Annotated in this window: 16 protein-coding genes; 9 read left to right on the top strand and 7 right to left on the bottom strand. The window is 48.4% G+C overall.

The features are described 5' to 3' along the window. Window positions 1-2 precede the first annotated feature (2 nt). Window positions 3-425 carry a hypothetical protein gene (locus CWE22_RS01865; RefSeq protein ID WP_169929704.1) on the bottom strand — a complete coding sequence of 141 codons (423 nt, stop codon included), beginning with the start codon at window positions 423-425 and terminating at the stop codon, window positions 3-5. A 142-nt stretch (window positions 426-567) separates the two neighbouring features. On the opposite strand from CWE22_RS01865, the gene CWE22_RS01870 reads away from it, so the two are divergent. The 4 genes from CWE22_RS01870 to CWE22_RS01885 are packed head-to-tail and all read left to right on the top strand — an operon-like array spanning window position 568 to window position 3,873. Next, the gene (locus CWE22_RS01870; protein WP_169929705.1) at window positions 568-1,326 is read left to right on the top strand and encodes a Nif3-like dinuclear metal center hexameric protein; all 759 of its coding nucleotides are present in this window, start codon (window positions 568-570) and stop codon (window positions 1,324-1,326) included. After that, window positions 1,323-2,087: a methyltransferase domain-containing protein gene (locus CWE22_RS01875; protein WP_169929706.1), complete on the top strand. Its 765-nt coding sequence runs from the start codon at window positions 1,323-1,325 to the stop codon at window positions 2,085-2,087. The genes CWE22_RS01870 and CWE22_RS01875 overlap by 4 nt, the downstream gene beginning before the upstream one ends. A gap of 4 nt (window positions 2,088-2,091) precedes the next feature. Further along, complete coding sequence (locus CWE22_RS01880) at window positions 2,092-2,973, top strand: diacylglycerol/lipid kinase family protein (protein WP_169929707.1); 882 nt, start codon at window positions 2,092-2,094, stop codon at window positions 2,971-2,973. A 24-nt stretch (window positions 2,974-2,997) separates the two neighbouring features. Next, window positions 2,998-3,873 carry an NAD(P)-dependent oxidoreductase gene (locus tag CWE22_RS01885; RefSeq protein ID WP_169930986.1) on the top strand — a complete coding sequence of 292 codons (876 nt, stop codon included), beginning with the start codon at window positions 2,998-3,000 and terminating at the stop codon, window positions 3,871-3,873. A gap of 69 nt (window positions 3,874-3,942) precedes the next feature. Here CWE22_RS01885 and CWE22_RS01890 read toward each other — a convergent pair whose 3' ends face one another. After that, window positions 3,943-5,298, bottom strand: coding sequence for a DUF1329 domain-containing protein (locus tag CWE22_RS01890; protein ID WP_169929708.1), 1,356 nt, complete (start codon window positions 5,296-5,298; stop codon window positions 3,943-3,945). Between the two features lie 226 nt (window positions 5,299-5,524). Here CWE22_RS01890 and CWE22_RS01895 point away from each other — a divergent pair, with 226 nt between their 5' ends. Beyond that, the gene (locus CWE22_RS01895; RefSeq protein ID WP_169929709.1) at window positions 5,525-6,673 is read left to right on the top strand and encodes a WD40/YVTN/BNR-like repeat-containing protein; all 1,149 of its coding nucleotides are present in this window, start codon (window positions 5,525-5,527) and stop codon (window positions 6,671-6,673) included. Between the two features lie 13 nt (window positions 6,674-6,686). Then, a complete protein-coding gene (locus CWE22_RS01900) occupies window positions 6,687-8,993 on the top strand; it encodes an efflux RND transporter permease subunit (RefSeq protein ID WP_169929710.1) in 2,307 nt (768 codons plus the stop codon). Between the two features lie 33 nt (window positions 8,994-9,026). Here CWE22_RS01900 and CWE22_RS01905 read toward each other — a convergent pair whose 3' ends face one another. Next, the gene (locus CWE22_RS01905) at window positions 9,027-10,649 is read right to left on the bottom strand and encodes a GMC family oxidoreductase (protein ID WP_244595929.1); all 1,623 of its coding nucleotides are present in this window, start codon (window positions 10,647-10,649) and stop codon (window positions 9,027-9,029) included. Further along, window positions 10,618-12,051 carry an exodeoxyribonuclease I gene (gene sbcB / locus CWE22_RS01910; protein WP_169929711.1) on the bottom strand — a complete coding sequence of 478 codons (1,434 nt, stop codon included), beginning with the start codon at window positions 12,049-12,051 and terminating at the stop codon, window positions 10,618-10,620. Before sbcB ends, CWE22_RS01905 begins: the two co-directional genes overlap by 32 nt. A gap of 222 nt (window positions 12,052-12,273) precedes the next feature. On the opposite strand from sbcB, the gene CWE22_RS01915 reads away from it, so the two are divergent. The 3 genes from CWE22_RS01915 (at window position 12,274) to hrpA (ending at window position 17,597) form a co-directional block, all read left to right on the top strand. After that, window positions 12,274-13,287, top strand: coding sequence for an isoaspartyl peptidase/L-asparaginase family protein (locus CWE22_RS01915; RefSeq protein ID WP_169929712.1), 1,014 nt, complete (start codon window positions 12,274-12,276; stop codon window positions 13,285-13,287). Between the two features lie 51 nt (window positions 13,288-13,338). Next, window positions 13,339-13,758, top strand: coding sequence for a CBS domain-containing protein (locus CWE22_RS01920; protein ID WP_169929713.1), 420 nt, complete (start codon window positions 13,339-13,341; stop codon window positions 13,756-13,758). Between the two features lie 62 nt (window positions 13,759-13,820). Then, a complete protein-coding gene (gene hrpA, locus CWE22_RS01925; RefSeq protein WP_244595930.1) occupies window positions 13,821-17,597 on the top strand; it encodes an ATP-dependent RNA helicase HrpA in 3,777 nt (1,258 codons plus the stop codon). Window positions 17,598-17,636: 39 nt separating this feature from the next. Here hrpA and CWE22_RS01930 read toward each other — a convergent pair whose 3' ends face one another. The 3 genes from CWE22_RS01930 to nrdB all read right to left on the bottom strand — a co-directional run bounded on the left by CWE22_RS01930 (window position 17,637) and on the right by nrdB (window position 19,406). After that, window positions 17,637-17,900, bottom strand: coding sequence for a GrxA family glutaredoxin (locus tag CWE22_RS01930; RefSeq protein WP_169929714.1), 264 nt, complete (start codon window positions 17,898-17,900; stop codon window positions 17,637-17,639). Between the two features lie 105 nt (window positions 17,901-18,005). Further along, window positions 18,006-18,266, bottom strand: coding sequence for a class I ribonucleotide reductase maintenance protein YfaE (yfaE, locus tag CWE22_RS01935; protein WP_169929715.1), 261 nt, complete (start codon window positions 18,264-18,266; stop codon window positions 18,006-18,008). 9 nt (window positions 18,267-18,275) lie between these two features. Continuing rightward, window positions 18,276-19,406 carry a class Ia ribonucleoside-diphosphate reductase subunit beta gene (nrdB, locus tag CWE22_RS01940; RefSeq protein ID WP_169929716.1) on the bottom strand — a complete coding sequence of 377 codons (1,131 nt, stop codon included), beginning with the start codon at window positions 19,404-19,406 and terminating at the stop codon, window positions 18,276-18,278. Window positions 19,407-19,431: the final 25 nt, after the last annotated feature.

The following is a 19,431-nucleotide window of genomic DNA, read 5'->3' on the forward strand; positions in this document are numbered from 1 at the left end:
ACTTAGTTATCATAGCCACGCGGTAGACGCGACAATGTAGCGTCTTCTTCGAGTTTCTTCTTCCACAACTCTTTGGCTGTTAAACCACCCGAATTAGCAGAAGCCGATTTTTTCGCGGCGGCTTTTTTAGCTGGAGCAGCCTTTTTAGCTGGTGCCTTTGCAGCGGCCGCTTTCTTCGCAGGAGCAGCTTTGGCAGCAGGTTTTGCGGCTTCTTTTGCAGGCTTCTTAGCCGCTGTTTTAGTCGCTTTTTTAGCGCCACCCTTCAGCTCGTCCACTTGCTCAGCCAATTGCGCTAGGCGCATGTTTTTGCCACCATCCACGCTATACCAACCACCACTTGCTTCAATTTTCGGTTGTTTACCGTGGGCTTGCTGATAAGCTTCAGTAAAATCAGCAAGAACTTTGTCTTTATCAAGTTTGCTCATGCAATATATCCTATGGATTACCTTTTTAAAGATGAAATTTTATAAATGAACAGTTCGCTTCATTTTTATACCGTTTTTTACGGAGCTTGTCCAACGACCTCGTTGAAGTGAGATAAATACGAGCTTAGAAGGAGCCATACCCATGTTAGAGCGCCAACAATTAAACAGCTATTTAGCTGACTTCTTTCAGGTCGACTCGATTCAAGATTATTGTCCAAATGGGCTGCAAGTCGAGGGGCGGAGTGCCATTCAAACCATTGTGACTGGAGTTACAGCAAGCCAAGCTTTGATCGAAGCGGCCGTCAGTAGAAATGCTGATGCGATATTGGTTCACCATGGTTATTTTTGGAAGAACGAGCGCAGTGAAATAGTGGGGATGAAGAAGCGCCGGTTACAACTTTTGTTGCAGCATGACATCAATTTATTTGCCTATCATTTACCGCTGGATATTCATCCGCGGGTGGGAAATAACATTCAGTTAGCAGAAAAGCTGGGAATTTTGGAGGCACGCATTGTCGCGGCGGCAAATCCACCGGGTGTCATGATGATGGGGGATGTGTCGGGCAATCACAGTAGCGTGACCTTTGCTCAACATATTGAGAGTGTTCTTGGACGAACACTGACCTGCCAAATTGATCGAAACGATCCCATTCGAACCATTGCTTGGTGTACTGGGGGCGGGCAGGGTTTTATTGATATTGCGGCAGATGTTGGCATCGATGCATATTTGACGGGTGAAGTTTCTGAGCAAACCGTGCATAGCGCTCGCGAGCAAGGATTAGCATTTTTCGCCGCAGGCCATCATGCAACCGAGCGCTACGGCATTAAAGCGCTTGGTGAACATTTGGCGGAACGGTTTGAATTAACGCACCACTTTATTGATATCGATAACCCTGCATGAGTGAACATGACCAAAGCTTTGCTTCGATGACGGGCAAGTTTCAGCGTAATATTTACGCCACAACGAAGGGTCGATTGAGACTCGCGGTTCTGAAACGTGACTTGGCGTCGTTTTACGAAGCATCACCGTTAAGAATATTAGATATTGGAGGCGGGCTAGGGCAGTTATCCGCTTGGTTCATTGCGGCTGGACACCAAGTCACACACACAGATATCGCTGCCGAAATGGTTGTCGAAGCGAAAGCGCTGCATCAGCAGCAGGGGTTACTAGCGCATCGCTACGAAGTCGCGGCATTGCAAGATTTACCGCAGCTTCTCGAGTCCGAGCACTATGATTTAGTGTTATGCCATGCAGTATTGGAGTGGATGGCTAATCCTGAGCAAGCGCTGCTGGTTATCAAGCGACTGCTGGCTCCCAACGGACAACTGTCGTTGATGTTCTACAATCGTAATGCAAAGTATTTTGCGAACGCCATTTATGGCAATTTCGACTATGTTCAAAGCAATTTGAAGGTGAAGAAAACAGTTCGACTCAGTCCACAGCAACCGCTGGATCCCAATCAGGTTGAGCAGTGGATCCAGGCCCAAAATGGTCACGTTTTAAGCAAAACGGGTGTTCGGGTTATTCATGATTATCTCCGTAACCCAAAGGATGCCGAGCAATTTGACCAACTGTTAGAAATTGAACTCAGATTCAACCAAGAATCCCCATTTCGTGATTTAGGCCGCTATTTGCATTGGCTCATTCGTTTTGACGAGTAACGACGTGACGTCCTCATCACAACATATTGCTATCTACTACCACGCACTTCGGCCGCGAATTTTGCGGTTGGTCGCGATGTATGAGCAACACTTTCATCGTTTGGGCTGCGCGGTATCGCTTATTGCAAGCACACCGAATCGTCGCATCGATATTCAGCAATTAACTTCGTTACGCGGATACATTGATGAATTAATCGTGATGGGTGGCGATGGCAGCGTCAACATAGCTGCGCAAGTATTCGCACACAGTGACGTACCGATTTCGGTGGTGCCTTTAGGTACTGGCAACGACTTTGCTCGCGACAATGGCATTTTCGACGCAAGCTGGCGTTTGCAGAACAGCTATGCAAAGCGTCACGTTGCCCTGGGTCGATGTGGTGAACATTTCTTTGTCAATCATGCCGGAGCAGGACTTACAGTTGATCTGATTCGGCTGCAACGGCCGTGGATGAAACGACTTTTGCGTGGTGGTAGTTATGTACTCGCCATCTTGCGCTATCTCTGTGGCCCCTATGAAAAGCGATCGTCCATACATGATACTGAAACCGGAGCTTTGTACGATGCACAAATTGTTGCGGTAAGTCGCTTTATTGGTGGAGGTATACCCATTTATCCGCGCGCCAATCGCTATGCAGGAATCGCACAGTGGGCGGCAGTGCCGCGGGCATCACGCTGGTGTCAATTCAAAGCATTGGTTCAAGTGCTTCGCGGGCATATCGAACAAACGGAGTTGGTCAATTTAAGTGTTGGTAGTCAGTTCATAATCGGTGATAGTGAGCACTCTATTGAATTAGATGGCGATTGTTTCGATACTGGGCCGCAACCCGTTCAAGTTATTCCACAAGGCTTAACGATACATATACCCATTCAATCATCTAAAGATTAATCACAACCAGCAGAAGGAGTCATGATGAAACCGCAGGTTGCTTTTATCGGCTTAGGCGTCATGGGTTATCCCATGGCCGGCCATTTACAGCGAGAGGGTTGGAACACGACCGTTTATAATCGCACTGGCAGTAAGGCGCAACGCTGGGTACAAGAATACGGCGGAGAAGCGGCATCGACACCACGAGCAGCGGCGGCTGGGAAGGATGTCATTTGTGTCTGTGTTGGCAATGACGACGACGTCCGTAGTGTCTTTTACGGCTCGGATGGCCTGCTCGCTGAACTAAAACCGGGTGCTATTGTGATTGACCATACGACGGCATCCGCAGAACTCGCTCGCGAGTTAAGTCAGGCTGTTAGTGAAGCAGGCGGGCGCTTTCTCGACGCGCCCGTATCCGGTGGTCAGCAAGGTGCAGAAAATGGCAAGCTGACGGCGATGATTGGCGGTGACCAAAGTGCCCTAGCAGCTGTCGATACGATGCTATCCAGCTATGCTAAAACTCGCGAGTATATGGGTCCAGCAGGGCATGGCCAGTTAGCGAAGATGGTGAATCAAATTTGCATAGCGGGTGTGGTGCAAGGCTTAGCCGAGGGGTTATCGTTTGCGCGCAAAGTTGGATTAGACGCAGATACGCTGATTAAAGCAATTAGTCAGGGCGCTGCCGGTTCATGGCAAATGCAAAATCGTTACAAGACAATGTGGGAGCAACACTACGACCATGGTTTCGCCGTAGATTGGATGCGTAAGGATCTTAAAATTGCTCTAGCAGAGGGGGACCGTCAGGGTCTAACTTTGCCATTGACCGCTTTAGTGGACCAATTTTATGCGGAAGTTCAGCAAATGGGTGGGAATCGCTGGGATACGTCGAGTCTGTTAGCACGATTAGAAAAACATCGCTAGTAGCTCGTAGCCCCAGTAGCCAATAACAAAAAAAGCCCCGTAAAGGGGCTTTTTAAATGATTAGGATGATTAACGAATACCCATACGGCGCAGCGCAGAAGTACTGAAATCACTACGCTCTGGCTCGATATCGAAATCCATATAAGAAGATTCTTCGTTAGCGAGACCAAGGACAATGTAACGACCTGAGTTTAAGTCATACAGTGCTTCTGCAGCCATCCACGGAGTGTCGTGATGATAGAACTGCGAATTGTAAGCTTCAGCAACACGCCATAACTCGCCACGACCATCGTAATGATCAATCACTGACGCTGTCCAAGTATCTTCGTCAATAAACATGTGACGCGTAGAATAGATATGGCGCTCACCATCTTTCAACGTGGCTTTCACTTCCCATACGCGGTGTTTTTCATAACGAATCAGATCTTGGTTCAAGTGACCTGCGTTGATGATATCGTCATAGCTTAAATTGGTATCCATCAACTTGTAGTTGTTGTAACCGATGTACATTTCACGCTTACCAACGAGTTCCCAGTTGTATTTGTCTGGAGCACCGTTGTACATGTCTAAGCCATCAGAGGTACGTAGACCATCCGAAGCAGTACCTGGACCGTCATAGGCAACGTTTGGCGCACGACGGACGCGACGCTGACCTGCATTATATAACCATGCGCGACGGCCTTCACGAACCTGGTTGATGGTTTCGTGCACCAACAATACAGTACCGGTCAAACGACTCGGTGCTAGGACTTCTTGTAAGAAGTAGAACAAAACGTTGTCGTCTGCTTCTTCACGACCACTTTGCATATATTCAGGGAATACAAGTGATTCACGCAGTAAAACTGGCACGAAATCACCATTCTCGAGAACTGGGAACTGATTGACCAAACGAGTGACGGCACCACCGCGGTAGCGGGTTACATGGTTCCAAATCACTTCCAGACCATTTTGTGGAATCGGGAACGGCACATGGCGGTCGAAGTTATCAAGACCATTACCACCAGCAACCATTTCAGCGTTGACGGCGTTCTTTTTCACGACGTCGTAAACTTCTTGCGGATAAGCAGCGGTCCGACGAGTCGGATAGATATTCATTTTGTAATCAGGATACTTGTTGAACATAGCAACCTGTCCAGGAGACAGCATGTCACGGTGTTCATCTAAGTTATCGCGAGTGATGGTGAAGAGAATTTCATCATCAGCAAAAGGGTCTGCTGGGCGAGCCGGGACGTCACCATTTGCGTCGACGCTATAACCGCCTGTCCACGCCGGAATGGAGCCATCGGCATTACCAGCCATTTCAGCCCCCATTGGGGTTAAATCTTGGCCAAGACGTGCAGCTTCCTCAGGAGTGACTTTCGCCATTACACTGACTGAGATCACAGAAAGCGCAAACACACCGGCTTTAAGCATCATTTTATTCATGGGTTTTTCCTTGTTGTACTTTGTACTCTTATCGATTTATACGCTTAAACTACATGAAAAGCAGACCGATTAAAATCCCCAGCTGATACTAGCGTTTCTACCTTTCTCAAGGTATGGTAGCAGCTGGTTTGACCTGTCATGAAATATCCATAGCATGTATCGCTTATCGAAAATTTGCAACTGTTACAATGACAATACTAAGACACAAAATTTGTAAGAGGGTTCCATGAGAAGAACAATCGTAGGGTTAGGCATAAGTTGTGCACTGACGCTTTTAACGGTGCCAGTGGCAGCACAAATGGTGACTGACTATGAAGTCATTACCGCGCCAGCTCTGGTTGCGCCAAAGGCTGAGCGTGCTGTACTAACAGAAATTGCGGTAGCCGGTGAGCGGCTGATCGCAGTGGGTGACTACGGTTTGATACTCACGCGTGAGCAGAATAGTAGTGATTGGATCCAAGCCAATGTGCCTACCAGTGTCCTGTTCACGGGAGTCAGTTTTGCCAACGCTCAGCGCGGCTGGGCAGTCGGTCATCATGGTGTCATTGTTGCGACCAGCGACGGTGGGTTAACTTGGCAACGCCAACTTGACGGCTTTCAATTTATTGAATTGCAGCAAAATTATTGGGGCAACTTAGTGGAAGAGCTTGAATCCGCCATTGATGCCAGTGACGATGAGGCTGAAATAGAAGAACTCGAGTGGGCTTTGGAGAATGCGACCTTTCAAGCAGAAAACGCCGACTTTGCTGCGGAAGAAGGTCCCACAAAACCTTTTCTTGACGTCTTAGCTCTGGATGCAAACACGGTGCTGGTTGCTGGAGCATATGGAACCTTACTGCGTAGTGATGATGGCGGAGCCAGCTGGAATTTATTGGATGCCAATGTCGAGAATCCGGATGGTTATCACTTTAACGGTTTGGCGAATGGCTCTGAGTATTTATTCCTTGCCGGTGAGGCTGGGCAAATATTCCGCAGTGCGGACCGCGGTGATTCTTGGGAAGTTCTCGATTCACCGTATTACGGTTCGTTTTTTGGATTACATGTCGATCAATCGGACCGACTCTGGGTTGCTGGCCTACGAGGCAATATTTTCATGAGCGACGATCAAGGTGAAACCTACACTCAAATCCGTCTTGAAGATACGGTCAACATCAATAGCATCGTCGACGCAGCAAACGGTGGCGTTTACCTAGTGGGTAATGCTGGCGTTGTTGGTTATGTCGATGAGCAAGGTGAAGTTGAACAACGAACACACAGTAGTGGCGCTATTTTGACGGATTTAACTATCAATCAAGACGGTTCGTTGACCTTGGTTGGGCAGCGCGGTGTGCTGTCACTTGAATCGTTTGATACAGCCTCTGTAGAACAAGAATAAGGAATCGCTGACAATGTTGGAACGTGCATTATTTGGTATTCGCCCGTTGTGGTTCGTTATTTTTGCGGCTTTGACGTTATTTTTAGGCTGGCACGCGAGTCAAGTTCGTCCCGAGGCCAGCTTTGTGAAGATGATCCCCACCAATCATCCGTTTATCCAGAATTATTTCGAACATCAAGATGATCTGCGCAGCTTGGGTAACGTGGTACGTATTGTTGTTGCCACAGAAGAAGGTGATATTTTTACTCCTGAGTTTTTAAAAACGCTTCGTTCTGTAACCGATGAAGCAACATTTATTCCGGGAGTTGACCGCTCAGCAATCAAGAGCTTGTGGACACCCAACGTGCGCTGGAGTGAAGTCACTGAAGAAGGCTTTGTTGGCGGACCTGTGGTCCCAGACACATGGGATGATAACAATCCAGAAGAGTCACTCGAGCAATTCCGTACCAATACGTTGCGCTCTGGCGAAGTCGGTAATTTAGTCGCAACGAACTTTAAGTCGGCTATCGTTTATGTTCCTTTGATCGAGACGAATCCAGAAACTGGAGAGCCGCTTGATTATCAGGAATTTTCCGAACAGCTCGAAACGCAGATCCGAGACAAGTACTCAAGCGATACTATCTCTATTCATATGACTGGCTTTGCCAAAATTATTGGTGATTTAATTGAAGGCGCGCAGCAAGTTGGTTTGTTCTTCCTGCTCGCCATTATCATTACGCTGGTCATGCTGTTTTGGTACAGCCGTTGCTGGCGGAGCTCGATTGCGGTGCTTGCTTGCTCAATTATTGCGGTAATTTGGCAGTTGGGCATCATCAAGTTAATCGGCAGCGGTATCAATCCCTATTCAATGCTCGTGCCATTCTTGGTGTTCGCTATTGGTGTGAGCCATGGTGTACAAATCATAAACGCGATCAGTAACAACACCGTTGATGGGCACGACAAATTAAAAGCCGCACAACTCGCATTCCGTGGCCTCTATATTGCCGGTCTAACCGCTCTGATTTCAGACGCTATTGGTTTTACCACCTTGATGGTCATTGATATCGCTGTTATTCAAGAGCTGGCTATCGCAGCCAGTATCGGTGTGGCTGTTGTCGTCCTAACTAATTTAGGCTTGCTACCGATCATCATGTCCTACGTAGGTATTTCACCACGTGGACAAACCTACACCGCGTCGGTTCGCAACGAAGCGCATCCAATGCTGGCATTCTTCGGTCGCTTCTCTCAGCCAAAATACGCTTACACCGCGCTGATTCTAGCCGTGGTCGGATTGTCTTGGGGGGCTTATTACGGGCAGCAGATGAAGATCGGTGATTTGGATGCGGGGGCACCAGAATTGCGCCCAGACAGCCGTTACAACCTGGATAATCAGTTTGTGGTCGACAACTACAGTTCCAGCACCGATATCTTCGTGGTGATGGCTGAAACGGCGCCTAGCCAATGTATTGCCTATGATAACCTGGAGTTGATGGATCGGTTCAGTTGGCACATGGAAAACACGCCGGGTGTGCAAGATGTGAAATCGATTGTCTATGTCGCAAAAATGGGCGGCTTTGGTTTAAACGAAGGAAACCTGAAGTGGTTTAGCCTCAATCGTAACCAGTACGTATTAAACGCGAATACATCACGCACGCCACCGGGGCTGATTAATCCAGATTGCTCCATGGCTCCGATCATCATTTATCTCAATGATCACAAAGCGGAAACACTGAAAACAGTTGTTGCCTCGGTCAACGAGTTTAACCAAAACTATCAACAAGAAGGCTTAGAATTGCTGATGGCGGCCGGTAACTCGGGTATTGAGGCGGCGACCAACTCTGTCATCGAGGATGCTCAGTACGAGATGCTGTTGTGGGTGTACGGCGTTGTGGTGGTCTTATGTTTAATCACATTCCGTAGCATTCGAACGGTTGCCTGTATTGTGTTGCCACTCGCATTAACGACTGTCATGAGTCAAGGCTTGATGGCGGTGTTAGGTATCGGTGTGAAAGTAGCGACTCTGCCCGTCATTGCGTTAGGTGTTGGTATTGGTGTCGACTACGGTATTTACATCTATACCAAAATGAAAGAAGGCTTAGAGCAGGGCATGAACTTGAATGACTGTTACCGTTATGCACTTGAGAATACGGGTAAAGCGGTAGGGTTTACTGGTCTGACACTGGCGATTGGCGTGGCGACTTGGATATTCTCACCAATCAAGTTCCAAGCCGATATGGGTATCCTGCTCACTTTCATGTTCCTGTGGAATATGTTGGGAGCCTTGATCCTGATACCGGCGCTCGCACGGTTGTTCTCAAAGCTGGGCAAACCAATGCATTAAGGACGAGTTGACTGTAACTTGGCTGACGCGGTGTTAACTGTAGTCAGCCAAGATAAAGTCAGCAGCCTGCTCAGCAATCATCATGGTGGGCGCATTGGTGTTGCCGCTAATCACTTGTGGCATGACTGATGCGTCAATAACACGTAAGTTGTGCACTCCACGAACTCGCAGTTTTTCATCCACAACGGCGTCGGCATCAAGCCCCATCCGGCAGGTACTAGTCGGGTGATAAATAAGGCCACAATGTCGCTGTAACTGCGCCAATAATTCCTCATCATCGTCGAACTGACCGGGCATTAATTCACCACCATAGTGACTGGCTAAAGCGGGTTGCTGCATGATCTGTTGGACCTGTCTGACGCCCGCAATAAGCGCTTGCTGATCGGCTTCGTTATCGAGAAAATTAAATTGAATACGCGGTGGTTGACGCGGGTCTGAACTCGCTAAGGTCAAGGTCCCGCGTGCTTGCGGACGTAATACGCAGACATGACACGAAAAGCCGTAGCGCAGGGCAGGTGTCAGATCATAGCCACTGTCATTAAAGAGTGTACTGACGAGGTGTAGTTGCAAGTCAGGCTCTGCTTGCTGATCGTTCGATTTGATAAATCCGCCTACTTCACAGGGGGGATGGGCCATCGCCCCTTTGCGATGACGCCAATACTTCCAAGTTTGACCGGCTAATTGCAGCAATCCAAGTGGATTTAAAGATATGGTGTCGCGTTTTTTGTTGCGCACGTGAACGGTAATATCGACATGTTCTTGCAAATTCGCGCCAACTTCCTGCCTGTCCGCGATCACCTCAATACCATGGCTGCGTAACTGTTCTCGCGGGCCTATACCCGATAGCAATAACAGTTGCGGTGAATTAAATGCGCCGGCGCTTAAAAGCACTTCCCGCGATGCCGTGAGGCTTGAGACCAGCTTGCCGTGCCGAATTTGAACACCTTGCGCTTCACCACTACTGTTGAACAGGATCTTTTCAACGGCAGTAGCAGACAAGATATGGAGATTGACGCGATCGATAACGGGTTCCAAGAATGCGCGTTTGGCACTGAAACGCTCGCCGTTTTTAATCGTAAATTGAAACGGGCCAAATCCTTCCAAACTCTCGCCATTAAAATCTGGATTGAGCGGGTATCCAGCTTCTTGCGCTGCCTGAAGGAATGCTTTTGCAACAGCAAAATGCGGTGCAACATCACTGACATGCAGTGGGCCATCAGCGCCATGATAAGCATTCGCACCGCGCGTGTTTGACTCGAGCCGCTTGAATACAGGTAACACATGCTCCCAATTCCAATGCTCGCCGGCAGTTTCCGCCCAGCGATTGTAGTCACTGGGTAAGCCGCGGGTATAAATCATCGCGTTAATGGCGCTGCTGCCACCCAGACCTTTACCACGTGGCGCATAGAGCCCTTTGCCTGCCCGCAACGGGGCTGCATCAGAACTGCGATTCAACCAGTTAAACCGGCGACTGTGCATAAACCGTGCAACACCGCCCGGCATGGTTGAAAAAGGAGAGGTGGCTGCCGGTCCTGCTTCAATCAAAGCAACGTGAAAGCGACCACAAGCCGACAAGCGATTTGCTAGAACACAGCCTGCGGAGCCACCGCCGACAATAATAAAATCAAAGCTGTTGCGCATATTGATAGAGGTCATTAAGCAGTCGTAATTGATTAGGATGCTCTTGATACTGCTCACTTAAACGCTGTAATTCAAGCAGAAATTGCTCAGCATTTAACCCTTTTGCAGGTGGGTGCGTCAGACGTTCTTGACAGAAGCTCCGCCAGCGTTGCAGTTCTTGGTCGGTCAGTGTGGCCGGATAGTTACGGGCACGATATCGAAACAACATGATAGGTAACCGAGGGTCGGCAAAGTTCAATGACAAGCCGGCAAGTTGGTCGGGCGCAGTGGCGCGTATAATATCCATATTGGAGCGGTCTTGGTCGGAAAAAAAATCGCCGCTGTAGAGCATCAAATCAGGGTCGCTGCTCTGTTCGTACTGTCTTTGTTCTAGCGCAGCTTGTAGCAATCTTTCACGCAATTCAGGCTGTTGAATCAGGTAATCGCGATGACGAGCGCAGGCCTCAAGATCAATTTGCCAATGCTGCGCTCGCTCACTATCGAGAACCCGCGGGTCGGCGATGAATGGACATTTATTGGTATGCAGCGTGTTACCAGCAAAAAATGGACGTTGTTGTTCACGCAATGTGTTTCGGCGTGTAAAGCGCCAGTCTACCAATTCGTCATGACTTGCGTTTTCAAAAACGCGCGGGTCAACCCGTAGATCCCAATAGATCAAGCCATTGGTCTGTTCCGGATGATAGGCCAGCGGCATAATCAGACTTAAATAACCATTCTCAGCGCCATAGAAACCACTGATATGTACGAGAGGTTTGAACTCGGCCAATTTGATGTGTTGTTGCACCGCTTGCTTACGACGTAAGCCATAAGCGTATTCAAACAGCTTGGGCTGTGCTTGTTTGATCTTCATCGCCATAGCAATCGTTGCATTCACATCTGCTAGCGCATCATGGGCTTGTCCATGATCAATCCCATTGGCTTTGGTGAGATGTTCTAACTTCATACTAACCCGTCCATCATCATGATAGGGCCATTTGATTCCCTCCGGACGCAATGCATAGCAGGCACGCACCAAATCAATCAGATCCCAACGCGAATTCTGCTGTTGCCAGGTATGTGCATAGGGATCGATAAAGTTTCGATAGAACAGATGGCGTGTGACTTCGTCATCAAAAGCTATGTTGTTATAGCCGATGATGGTGGTATTCGGTTGCGAGAATTCGGCAGCGATTCGCTCCGCAAAAGCGGCTTCGTTTGAGCCTTGCTTGAGCGCATGTTGCGGCGTAATGCCGGTAATCATGACGGCTTGCGGATGTGGCAAGAAATCAGGTGTCGGCTGACAATATAGCATCAACGGCCGCCCCACAGGTGTGCCATCTAGCGTGGTTCGCAGTCCAGCAAACTGTGCCGGTCGGTCAACCTGCGGATTGGCACCCCAAGTCTCATAATCATGCCAGTAGAAGGTGGGTTCTTGCATGGATTCGCTATCTATCGGTTGTTCGCTCGTGGCAACAGAATATCGTATCGGTAAGGAAACAGCCAACAACACACTGCTAGTGGCGGCTAGTTACTGGATACTCGGTTGCGTGATACGAGATAAATGGTCCGCTTTACCGGTTCAAGCTAGGCTTTCGGTCTTTTGTTTTACGAGTAACTCATATCTAATAGCTATGAGCATCTTTTGAACAACGGAGCGGTCATGCGACATTTATTACTTTCGACTTTGTTAATACTCAGCCCTGCAGCAGTGGCTGCTGATCATGCAGACGGCGCGGAGTTTGCGATTGCGATTCACGGCGGTGCGGGAACCATTACTCGAGCGAATTTGTCAGCGGAACAGGAAGCGGCCTATGAAGCCAAGTTAACTGAGGCAATCAATGCCGGATATGCTGTTCTCGAATCGGGTGGTACCAGTATGGATGCCGTGGTAGCGGCGGTCACCATTATGGAAGAGTCTCCATTGTTTAACGCGGGTCGTGGTGCCGTGTATACCTTCGATGGCGAGCATGAATTAGATGCTTCGATTATGGATGGCGCCACACGTGAAGCAGGAGCGGTTGCCGGCGTGAAAACAGTAAAGAGCCCGATTACATTAGCGCGTGCTGTTATGGAAAACTCGGTTCATGTGATGTTAAGCGGCGAAGGTGCTGAGGAGTTTTCACGGTTACAGGGCCTTGAGCAAGTCGAGAATAGCTACTTTAATACGCCCGCGCGCTATCAGCAATTGGAAGCGGCGCGTGCGAAGTTAGGTGAACAGCCTGATAAACAAGCATATCTAAACCTCGACCAACGCTATAAATATGGAACGGTTGGTGCGGTAGCGCGTGATAAGGCGGGGAATTTAGCCGCGGCGACCTCCACGGGTGGCATGACAGCCAAACGCTGGGGTCGAGTTGGTGACTCGCCGATTATCGGTGCTGGTACGTGGGCGGATAATGAAAGCTGCGCAGTCAGTGCCACCGGACATGGCGAGTACTTTATTCGCTATCAAGTTGCAGCGGATATTTGTAATCGCATGAAATATCAGGACCTCGATGTCTACACCGCAGGCGATACAGTCATTCATGACGTCTTATTGCCCGCTGGTGGAACGGGCGGGGTGATTATTGTCGATAAAGATGGTCGCGTTCACTTGCCGTTTAATACGGAAGGAATGTATCGCGCAAGTCGGCAAGCGAATCAAACGATCGAAGTCGCAATCTACAAAGATTAACTATAATCACTAGTGAACAGTGAACAGTGAACAGTGAACTTTGGAGGTGGTATGCAATCGTTAACGGTGGCGGATTACATGAATCGACATCCCGTGGTGTTTACTGCATCGATGTCGATTGAACATGCGGTCGAACGACTTTTACAAAGTCATCAGCGTGGGGGTCCTGTGGTGGATGACCAACAACGTGTTGTTGGCTTTCTATCCGAACAAGATTGCTTAGCGGCTATGTTACGCGATACCTATCACAATGAACAAAGCGCCAATGTTGGCGATTGCATGTTCAAAGGCGATGTACTGATGGTTGTCGATCATCACAGTATCACCGACTTGGCGCAATCCATGCAGTCCAATAAGCCGAAAATCTATCCCGTCGTCGATAGCAGTGGCATATTGGTCGGTATTATTACGCGAACCGATGTGTTGCGAGCAATTGACGTCCACCTCCAGAATCATTATCGGCAGCGCTAAACATCGCTGTCATACACTGGTAAACTACGCGCTGTCTACTCATTGATTCCTTAAGGCAGCGCGTGCAGTCCATTCACTATCCAGCCGAACTTCCGGTCGTACAAGCCAAAGCTGAGATTCAGAGAGCGATCCAGACGCATCAGGTGGTTATTATTGCCGGTGAGACCGGTTCTGGTAAAACCACTCAGTTACCGAAAATGCTGCTCGAATTAGGCTATGGACAACCACCGAACCAAGATTCGTCGCAGCCCGCTCGTAAAATTGGTCATACGCAACCGCGCCGGCTCGCTGCACGAAGCGTGGCACAGCGCATTGCAGAAGAGCTACAGACGGCTGTCGGGCAGTTGGTGGGTTATAAGATTCGCTTTCAAGACGAAACTCATGCCGGTACCGCTATTAAGCTGATGACTGACGGTATGCTGCTGGCTGAGGTGCAAGCGGATCCACTGTTGCGTGATTATGACGCAATCATTATTGATGAAGCACACGAGCGTAGTCTCAATATCGACTTTTTGCTGGGTGTACTGGCGCAACTCCTGCCTAAACGACCCGATCTTAAGGTTGTCATTACCTCTGCGACTATCGAAACCGAGCGTTTCGCTAAGCACTTCAACGCGGCACCTATTATCACGGTTGAAGGGCGCACTTATCCGGTTGAAGTGCGTTATCGACCGCTTCAGGATCGCGATGCAGATAGCCGTGAAGACTCGGGTGATGTCATTCAAGGTGTGTGCGATGCGGTACAAGAATTACGTCGTGAAGGCCCCGGCGACATTTTGATTTTTGCCAGTGGTGAGCGAGAAATTCGCGATTTTGCCGAAGCTCTGAGTGACTTGGATTTGCATGACACTGAGCTGTTGCCGTTATTCTCACGTCTTTCCAACAGTGAACAAAATCGGATTTTTCAATCGCATAGCAACCGACGCATTGTGATTGCAACGAACGTGGCTGAAACATCGTTGACGGTGCCAGGTATTCGTTATGTGATTGACCCAGGGACGGCACGGATTAGTCGTTATAGCTATCGCACCAAAGTGCAGCGATTACCGATTGAAAAGATTTCACAGGCGAGTGCCAACCAACGAAAAGGGCGCTGTGGACGCGTAGCTCCCGGTATTTGCATACGCTTGTATAGCGAGGATGACTTCTCGCTCCGACCTGAGTACACCGAACCAGAAATACTTCGAACAAACCTAGCCGCGGTTATTTTACAAATGACAGCAGCTAAGCTCGGTGATATCCGTAAGTTTCCATTCATTGATCGACCCGATGAGCGGTTTATCAATGATGGATTTAATTTGTTGCAGGAGCTACATGCCGTTCGCTCCAATGGTCGGAAACGCCGTGGTGGCGCTCAGCTAACTCCATTAGGACGTCAGCTCGCCCAATTGCCGATTGATCCGAGACTAGGTCGAATGGTGTTGGCCGCGAACGAATTTGGCTGTGTGCAAGAGGTCATGGTGATTGTCGCTGCGCTGAGTATTCAAGATCCTCGCGAACGACCGCAAGCAGCGAAACAAAAAGCTGATGAGCTGCATCAACGATTTCATGACAAGGATTCGGATTTTTTGGCTTATTTGAAGCTCTGGAACTATGCCAGAGAGCTTCAAGATGAGCTCTCCAAAACCCAATTTAGAAAACGACTACAGTCGGAGTTTATACATTTTCTGCGCATGCGTGAGTGGCAAGATGTGTACACGCAAATTCGACAAACTGTGCGCGGCTTGGGTTATCGAATCAATCAAGAGCCGGCGAGCTATGAAGCGATTCACCGAGCACTGCTGACCGGCCTGTTGTCGCATCTTGGCACCAAAGAAGAAGGGCATGAATTTCTTGGTGCCCGAAACCGTAAGTTCTATGTATCTCCGGGTTCTGGACTCTTTAAGAAGTCTCCAAAATGGTTGATGAGTGCCGAATTGGTGGAAACATCGCGACTCTTTGCGCGAGTGAACGCCCGAATTGAGCCGGAGTGGGTAGAGCCTGCAGCAATACATTTGGTCAAGCGGAACTATTTCGAGCCGCATTTTTCCAGTAAGCAAGGCTCAGTGATAGCCGATGAGCAGGTCACATTATTTGGTTTGATTATCGTTCCAAAGCGCTCAGTTCAGTATGGCCCGATTAACCCCGTTGAAGCGCGTGAACTGTTCATTCGAGAGGCATTAGTGCAAGGTCAACTGAAGCGCCCATTGCCTTTTGTGCAACACAACCTAGCATTGATCCAGCAAGTTCAGGAACTCGAAGAGAAATCACGGCGGCGCGACATTCTCGTTGACGATGAAGCACTGTTCGCAGCCTATGACGCTGAAATACCAGAGGGAATCTATAATCAGCAACTGTTGAGTGGCTGGTGGCATAAAGCCGTTAAACAAGCGCCACGGCTACTATTTTTTGAACGGTCTGATTTACTCGCTCAAGACGCTAGTCATGTCACTTCAGCGGCTTATCCCGACATTTGGCAACAAGATGGCATTCGATTGCCGCTCAGATATCGGTTTGAACCGGGTGAGTTGGATGATGGCGTCACCGTGGATATTCCGTTGACATTATTGAATCAAGTGGAGGTCGTGGGCTTCGATTGGTTGATTCCGGCACTGCGCGAAGAGTTGGTCATGGCTTGGATCAAAAGCTTACCGAAGTCATGGCGGCGAAATTTTGTGCCGGCACCGAATTATGCACAAGCGTTTCTGGCTGATATCGGCGCTGAGCCAGATATCCGGGAGCCGTTATTGGAGGTCTTAGCAGCAAAATTGCGGCGAATGACCGGTGTCACGGTACCGATTGAAGCGTGGGATTCCAGCCAGTTACCTGTGCATCTGCAAATGAACTTTGCCATTTGGGCAAGCCCGCCGGGTAAACAGAAGCCACAGTTGGTTGCCCAAGGTCGTGACCTTAAAGCGTTGAAGTCGCAACTGCAAAATCGAGTGAAACATGCGTTGCGACAAGCGGTCGATGACAAACCGAAGGAGCAAACTAAAGCGGTCGCCACGGACTGGCAATTTGGCGAGCTACCAGAGGTGTTGGAGCAGCAACAACAAGGATTTTCGATTAAGGCGTATCCGGCATTAGTCCCTTTTGAACAAGGTGTTCGACAGGAGCTCTTTGATTCCCCAGAAAAAGCGGCTCAGGCGCACTTAAAAGGTTTACGTCAGTTGCTCCTGGTTCAGTTACCATCTCCGGTTCGGTACCTGCAACAATCTCTGTCTAACAAGGCTAAATTAGCCATGTATTACAATCCTTGGGGCAAAGTCGATGAACTAATTCAGGATTGTGTAGTGGCTGCGCTGAATCAACTGATTGAAGAGCATGGCGGTGCTTTGGCCAATCGCGATGCAACTGCGTTCAAGACGTTATTAGAACAAGCGCGAGCGGAGCTTAATGATCGGGTAACGGCAATAGCGCAGCGTGTGGAACCTTGTTTAATTCTGAGCCAAGCAATCCGGAAACGACTAAAAGGACGTGTACCACTGGATCAAATTCAAGCCCATGGTGATATCGCGCAGCAATTAGATCAGCTTGTTTATCCGGGTTTCGTAAGCGCGGCGGGCGCACATCGTTTGGTGGATATTGAACGGTATTTAAAAGCGATTGAGCGCCGTCTCGATAAACTGCCAGTGGATCCGAATCGAGATCGTTTACAAACTTTAGTGATCGATAAATTATGGCAACAGTACCAGGCTAAACGAGCAAAGCAGAGTAATACCAAGCTGCAACAGCCAGATTGGCGTGAATTGCCATGGTTGATTGAAGAGTTACGGGTAAGTTTGTTTGCGCAAACGCTCGGAACGCGTGTACCAATCTCTGAGAAGCGGGTCGAACAAGCAATAAAGGCACTCGATTGAGTGCCTTTATCTAGACGGTCAGTGGTTTTACGCTGATATTTACGCGTATAGACCTAGATTTGCGCGAGCATAAGCTTCAAATTCGGTACAGCCGCCAACATGACGTTCGTCAATAAAGATTTGTGGCACTGTGTGAACCGGTGCACCCACCGTTTTTTCTAGATCCGCTTTAGTAATACCTTCTTCGAGCATGTCGATGTAGCGAAACTCGAAGTCATCGCGATCAGCCGTGAGCTTTTCGGCTATCTGCTTGGCGCGGACACAGTACGGGCAGCCAGGGCGACCAAAAATTACAGTAAACATAGAACTCCTTTCTCGCTTCTAATGCAGTAAAACAGAACATATTTTCCTATAAATCGTACCTAGAGACCAATAGCTTTGCTGAATAATCACTACATAAGAAATCGATTAATGATCGAGATCAAGGTCTGAAGCGGGGACACAACAACAGGGTAGACAGTCGCCGGGTCTAACAAAGGCCAGCGGCTCATTAATGTAATAGACATCACCACTGACGAGCTTAGTTCGACAGGCACCACAAAAACCATCACGGCAATGATAGTGAGTGTCGATATTGGCGGCTTCCATAGCTTCCAATAGCGTACCTTCAGATGGATCAACGGTCAGCTCATGCTGACCGTTGACTTTCACTCGGAATGTAGTGGTCATGGTTACCAGTTATAAATCGAAATCTCCCAAGTCAGAAGCGCTGACTTGGCTATCAATTTGACCGACTAAATAGGATGAAATTTCGGCTTCTTGAGGTGCCACTTGGACATTGTCAGAAACCAAATATTTGTTCATCCATGGTAAAGGATTACTCCGTTGTTTGAACGGCGCGTCAAAGCCAATAGCTTCCATCCGTAAATTGGCAATGTACTCAACGTATTGGCAGAGGATCTCTTCGTTCAAACCAATCATCGAACCATCACGGAATAGATAATGTGCCCATTCTTTCTCTTGCTCGACGGCCTTCATAAAGATCGCCAAGGCTTCTTCACGAAGCTCTTCAGCAATTTCTTTCATCTCAGGATCATCAGATCCGTATTGCCATAAATTCAGAATCTGCTGGGTCGACACCAAGTGCAAGTTCTCATCACGTGCAATCAGACGAATGATCTTCGAGTTGCCTTCCATCAAGTCACGCTCAGCAAAGGCAAAGGTACAAGCAAAGCTGACGTAGAACCGAATCGCTTCCAACGCATTGACTGAGTTGATGCATAAAAACAGCTTCTTCTTCAATTCACGCATGGTGACATTGTGGACTTCACCATGTACCTCAATTTCGCCTTCACCATGGGTCTGCCAGAGTTGCGTGTAGAAAATCAGATCGTCGTAATATTGCGAGATATCATTGGCTCGCTTCTGAATCTCTTCGTTGATTACGATATCTTCAAAAACTTCACTCGGGTCAGTAAACAAATTACGCAGAATATGCGTGTATGAGCGCGAATGGATAGTCTCAAAGAATGACCAAGTTTCAATCCAGGTTTCCAACTCAGGTATCGACACTATCGGCAGTAAAGCAATATTCGGACTGCGACCCTGTACCGAGTCTAACAGTGTTTGATACTTTAAGTTGGAGATGAAAATGTGCTTCTCTGCACTGGTTAAATTATTGAAGTCAACCCGATCACGGCTCACATCAACTTCTTCTGGACGCCAGAAGAAGCTAATTTGCTTTTCAATGAGCTTTTCAAAAATACTGTGTTTTTGTTGGTCATAACGAGCAACGTTAACCGAGTTACCGAAAAACATAGGTTCGGTCAGTGGGTTGATCTGATTCTTATTAAATGTCGAATAACTCATGCGTTACTACTTCCTTTCTCATCAG

Source organism: Pseudidiomarina aestuarii, from assembly GCF_003987355.1.
Classification (GTDB): domain Bacteria; phylum Pseudomonadota; class Gammaproteobacteria; order Enterobacterales; family Alteromonadaceae; genus Pseudidiomarina; species Pseudidiomarina aestuarii.

What these genes read in the sequence shown, in the direction of transcription:
- CWE22_RS01905 (WP_244595929.1), bottom strand. Translation starts at nt 10,649, where the DNA reads ATGACCTCTATCAATATGCGCAACAGCTTTGATTTTATTATTGTCGGC.
- CWE22_RS01900 (WP_169929710.1), top strand. Translation starts at nt 6,687, where the DNA reads ATGTTGGAACGTGCATTATTTGGTATTCGCCCGTTGTGGTTCGTTATT.
- sbcB (WP_169929711.1), bottom strand. Translation starts at nt 12,051, where the DNA reads ATGCAAGAACCCACCTTCTACTGGCATGATTATGAGACTTGGGGTGCC.
- CWE22_RS01865 (WP_169929704.1), bottom strand. Translation starts at nt 425, where the DNA reads ATGAGCAAACTTGATAAAGACAAAGTTCTTGCTGATTTTACTGAAGCT.
- CWE22_RS01930 (WP_169929714.1), bottom strand. Translation starts at nt 17,900, where the DNA reads ATGTTTACTGTAATTTTTGGTCGCCCTGGCTGCCCGTACTGTGTCCGC.
- CWE22_RS01875 (WP_169929706.1), top strand. Translation starts at nt 1,323, where the DNA reads ATGAGTGAACATGACCAAAGCTTTGCTTCGATGACGGGCAAGTTTCAG.
- nrdB (WP_169929716.1), bottom strand. Translation starts at nt 19,406, where the DNA reads ATGAGTTATTCGACATTTAATAAGAATCAGATCAACCCACTGACCGAA.
- yfaE (WP_169929715.1), bottom strand. Translation starts at nt 18,266, where the DNA reads ATGACCACTACATTCCGAGTGAAAGTCAACGGTCAGCATGAGCTGACC.
- CWE22_RS01920 (WP_169929713.1), top strand. Translation starts at nt 13,339, where the DNA reads ATGCAATCGTTAACGGTGGCGGATTACATGAATCGACATCCCGTGGTG.
- CWE22_RS01895 (WP_169929709.1), top strand. Translation starts at nt 5,525, where the DNA reads ATGAGAAGAACAATCGTAGGGTTAGGCATAAGTTGTGCACTGACGCTT.
- CWE22_RS01870 (WP_169929705.1), top strand. Translation starts at nt 568, where the DNA reads ATGTTAGAGCGCCAACAATTAAACAGCTATTTAGCTGACTTCTTTCAG.
- CWE22_RS01915 (WP_169929712.1), top strand. Translation starts at nt 12,274, where the DNA reads ATGCGACATTTATTACTTTCGACTTTGTTAATACTCAGCCCTGCAGCA.
- CWE22_RS01890 (WP_169929708.1), bottom strand. Translation starts at nt 5,298, where the DNA reads ATGAATAAAATGATGCTTAAAGCCGGTGTGTTTGCGCTTTCTGTGATC.
- CWE22_RS01885 (WP_169930986.1), top strand. Translation starts at nt 2,998, where the DNA reads ATGAAACCGCAGGTTGCTTTTATCGGCTTAGGCGTCATGGGTTATCCC.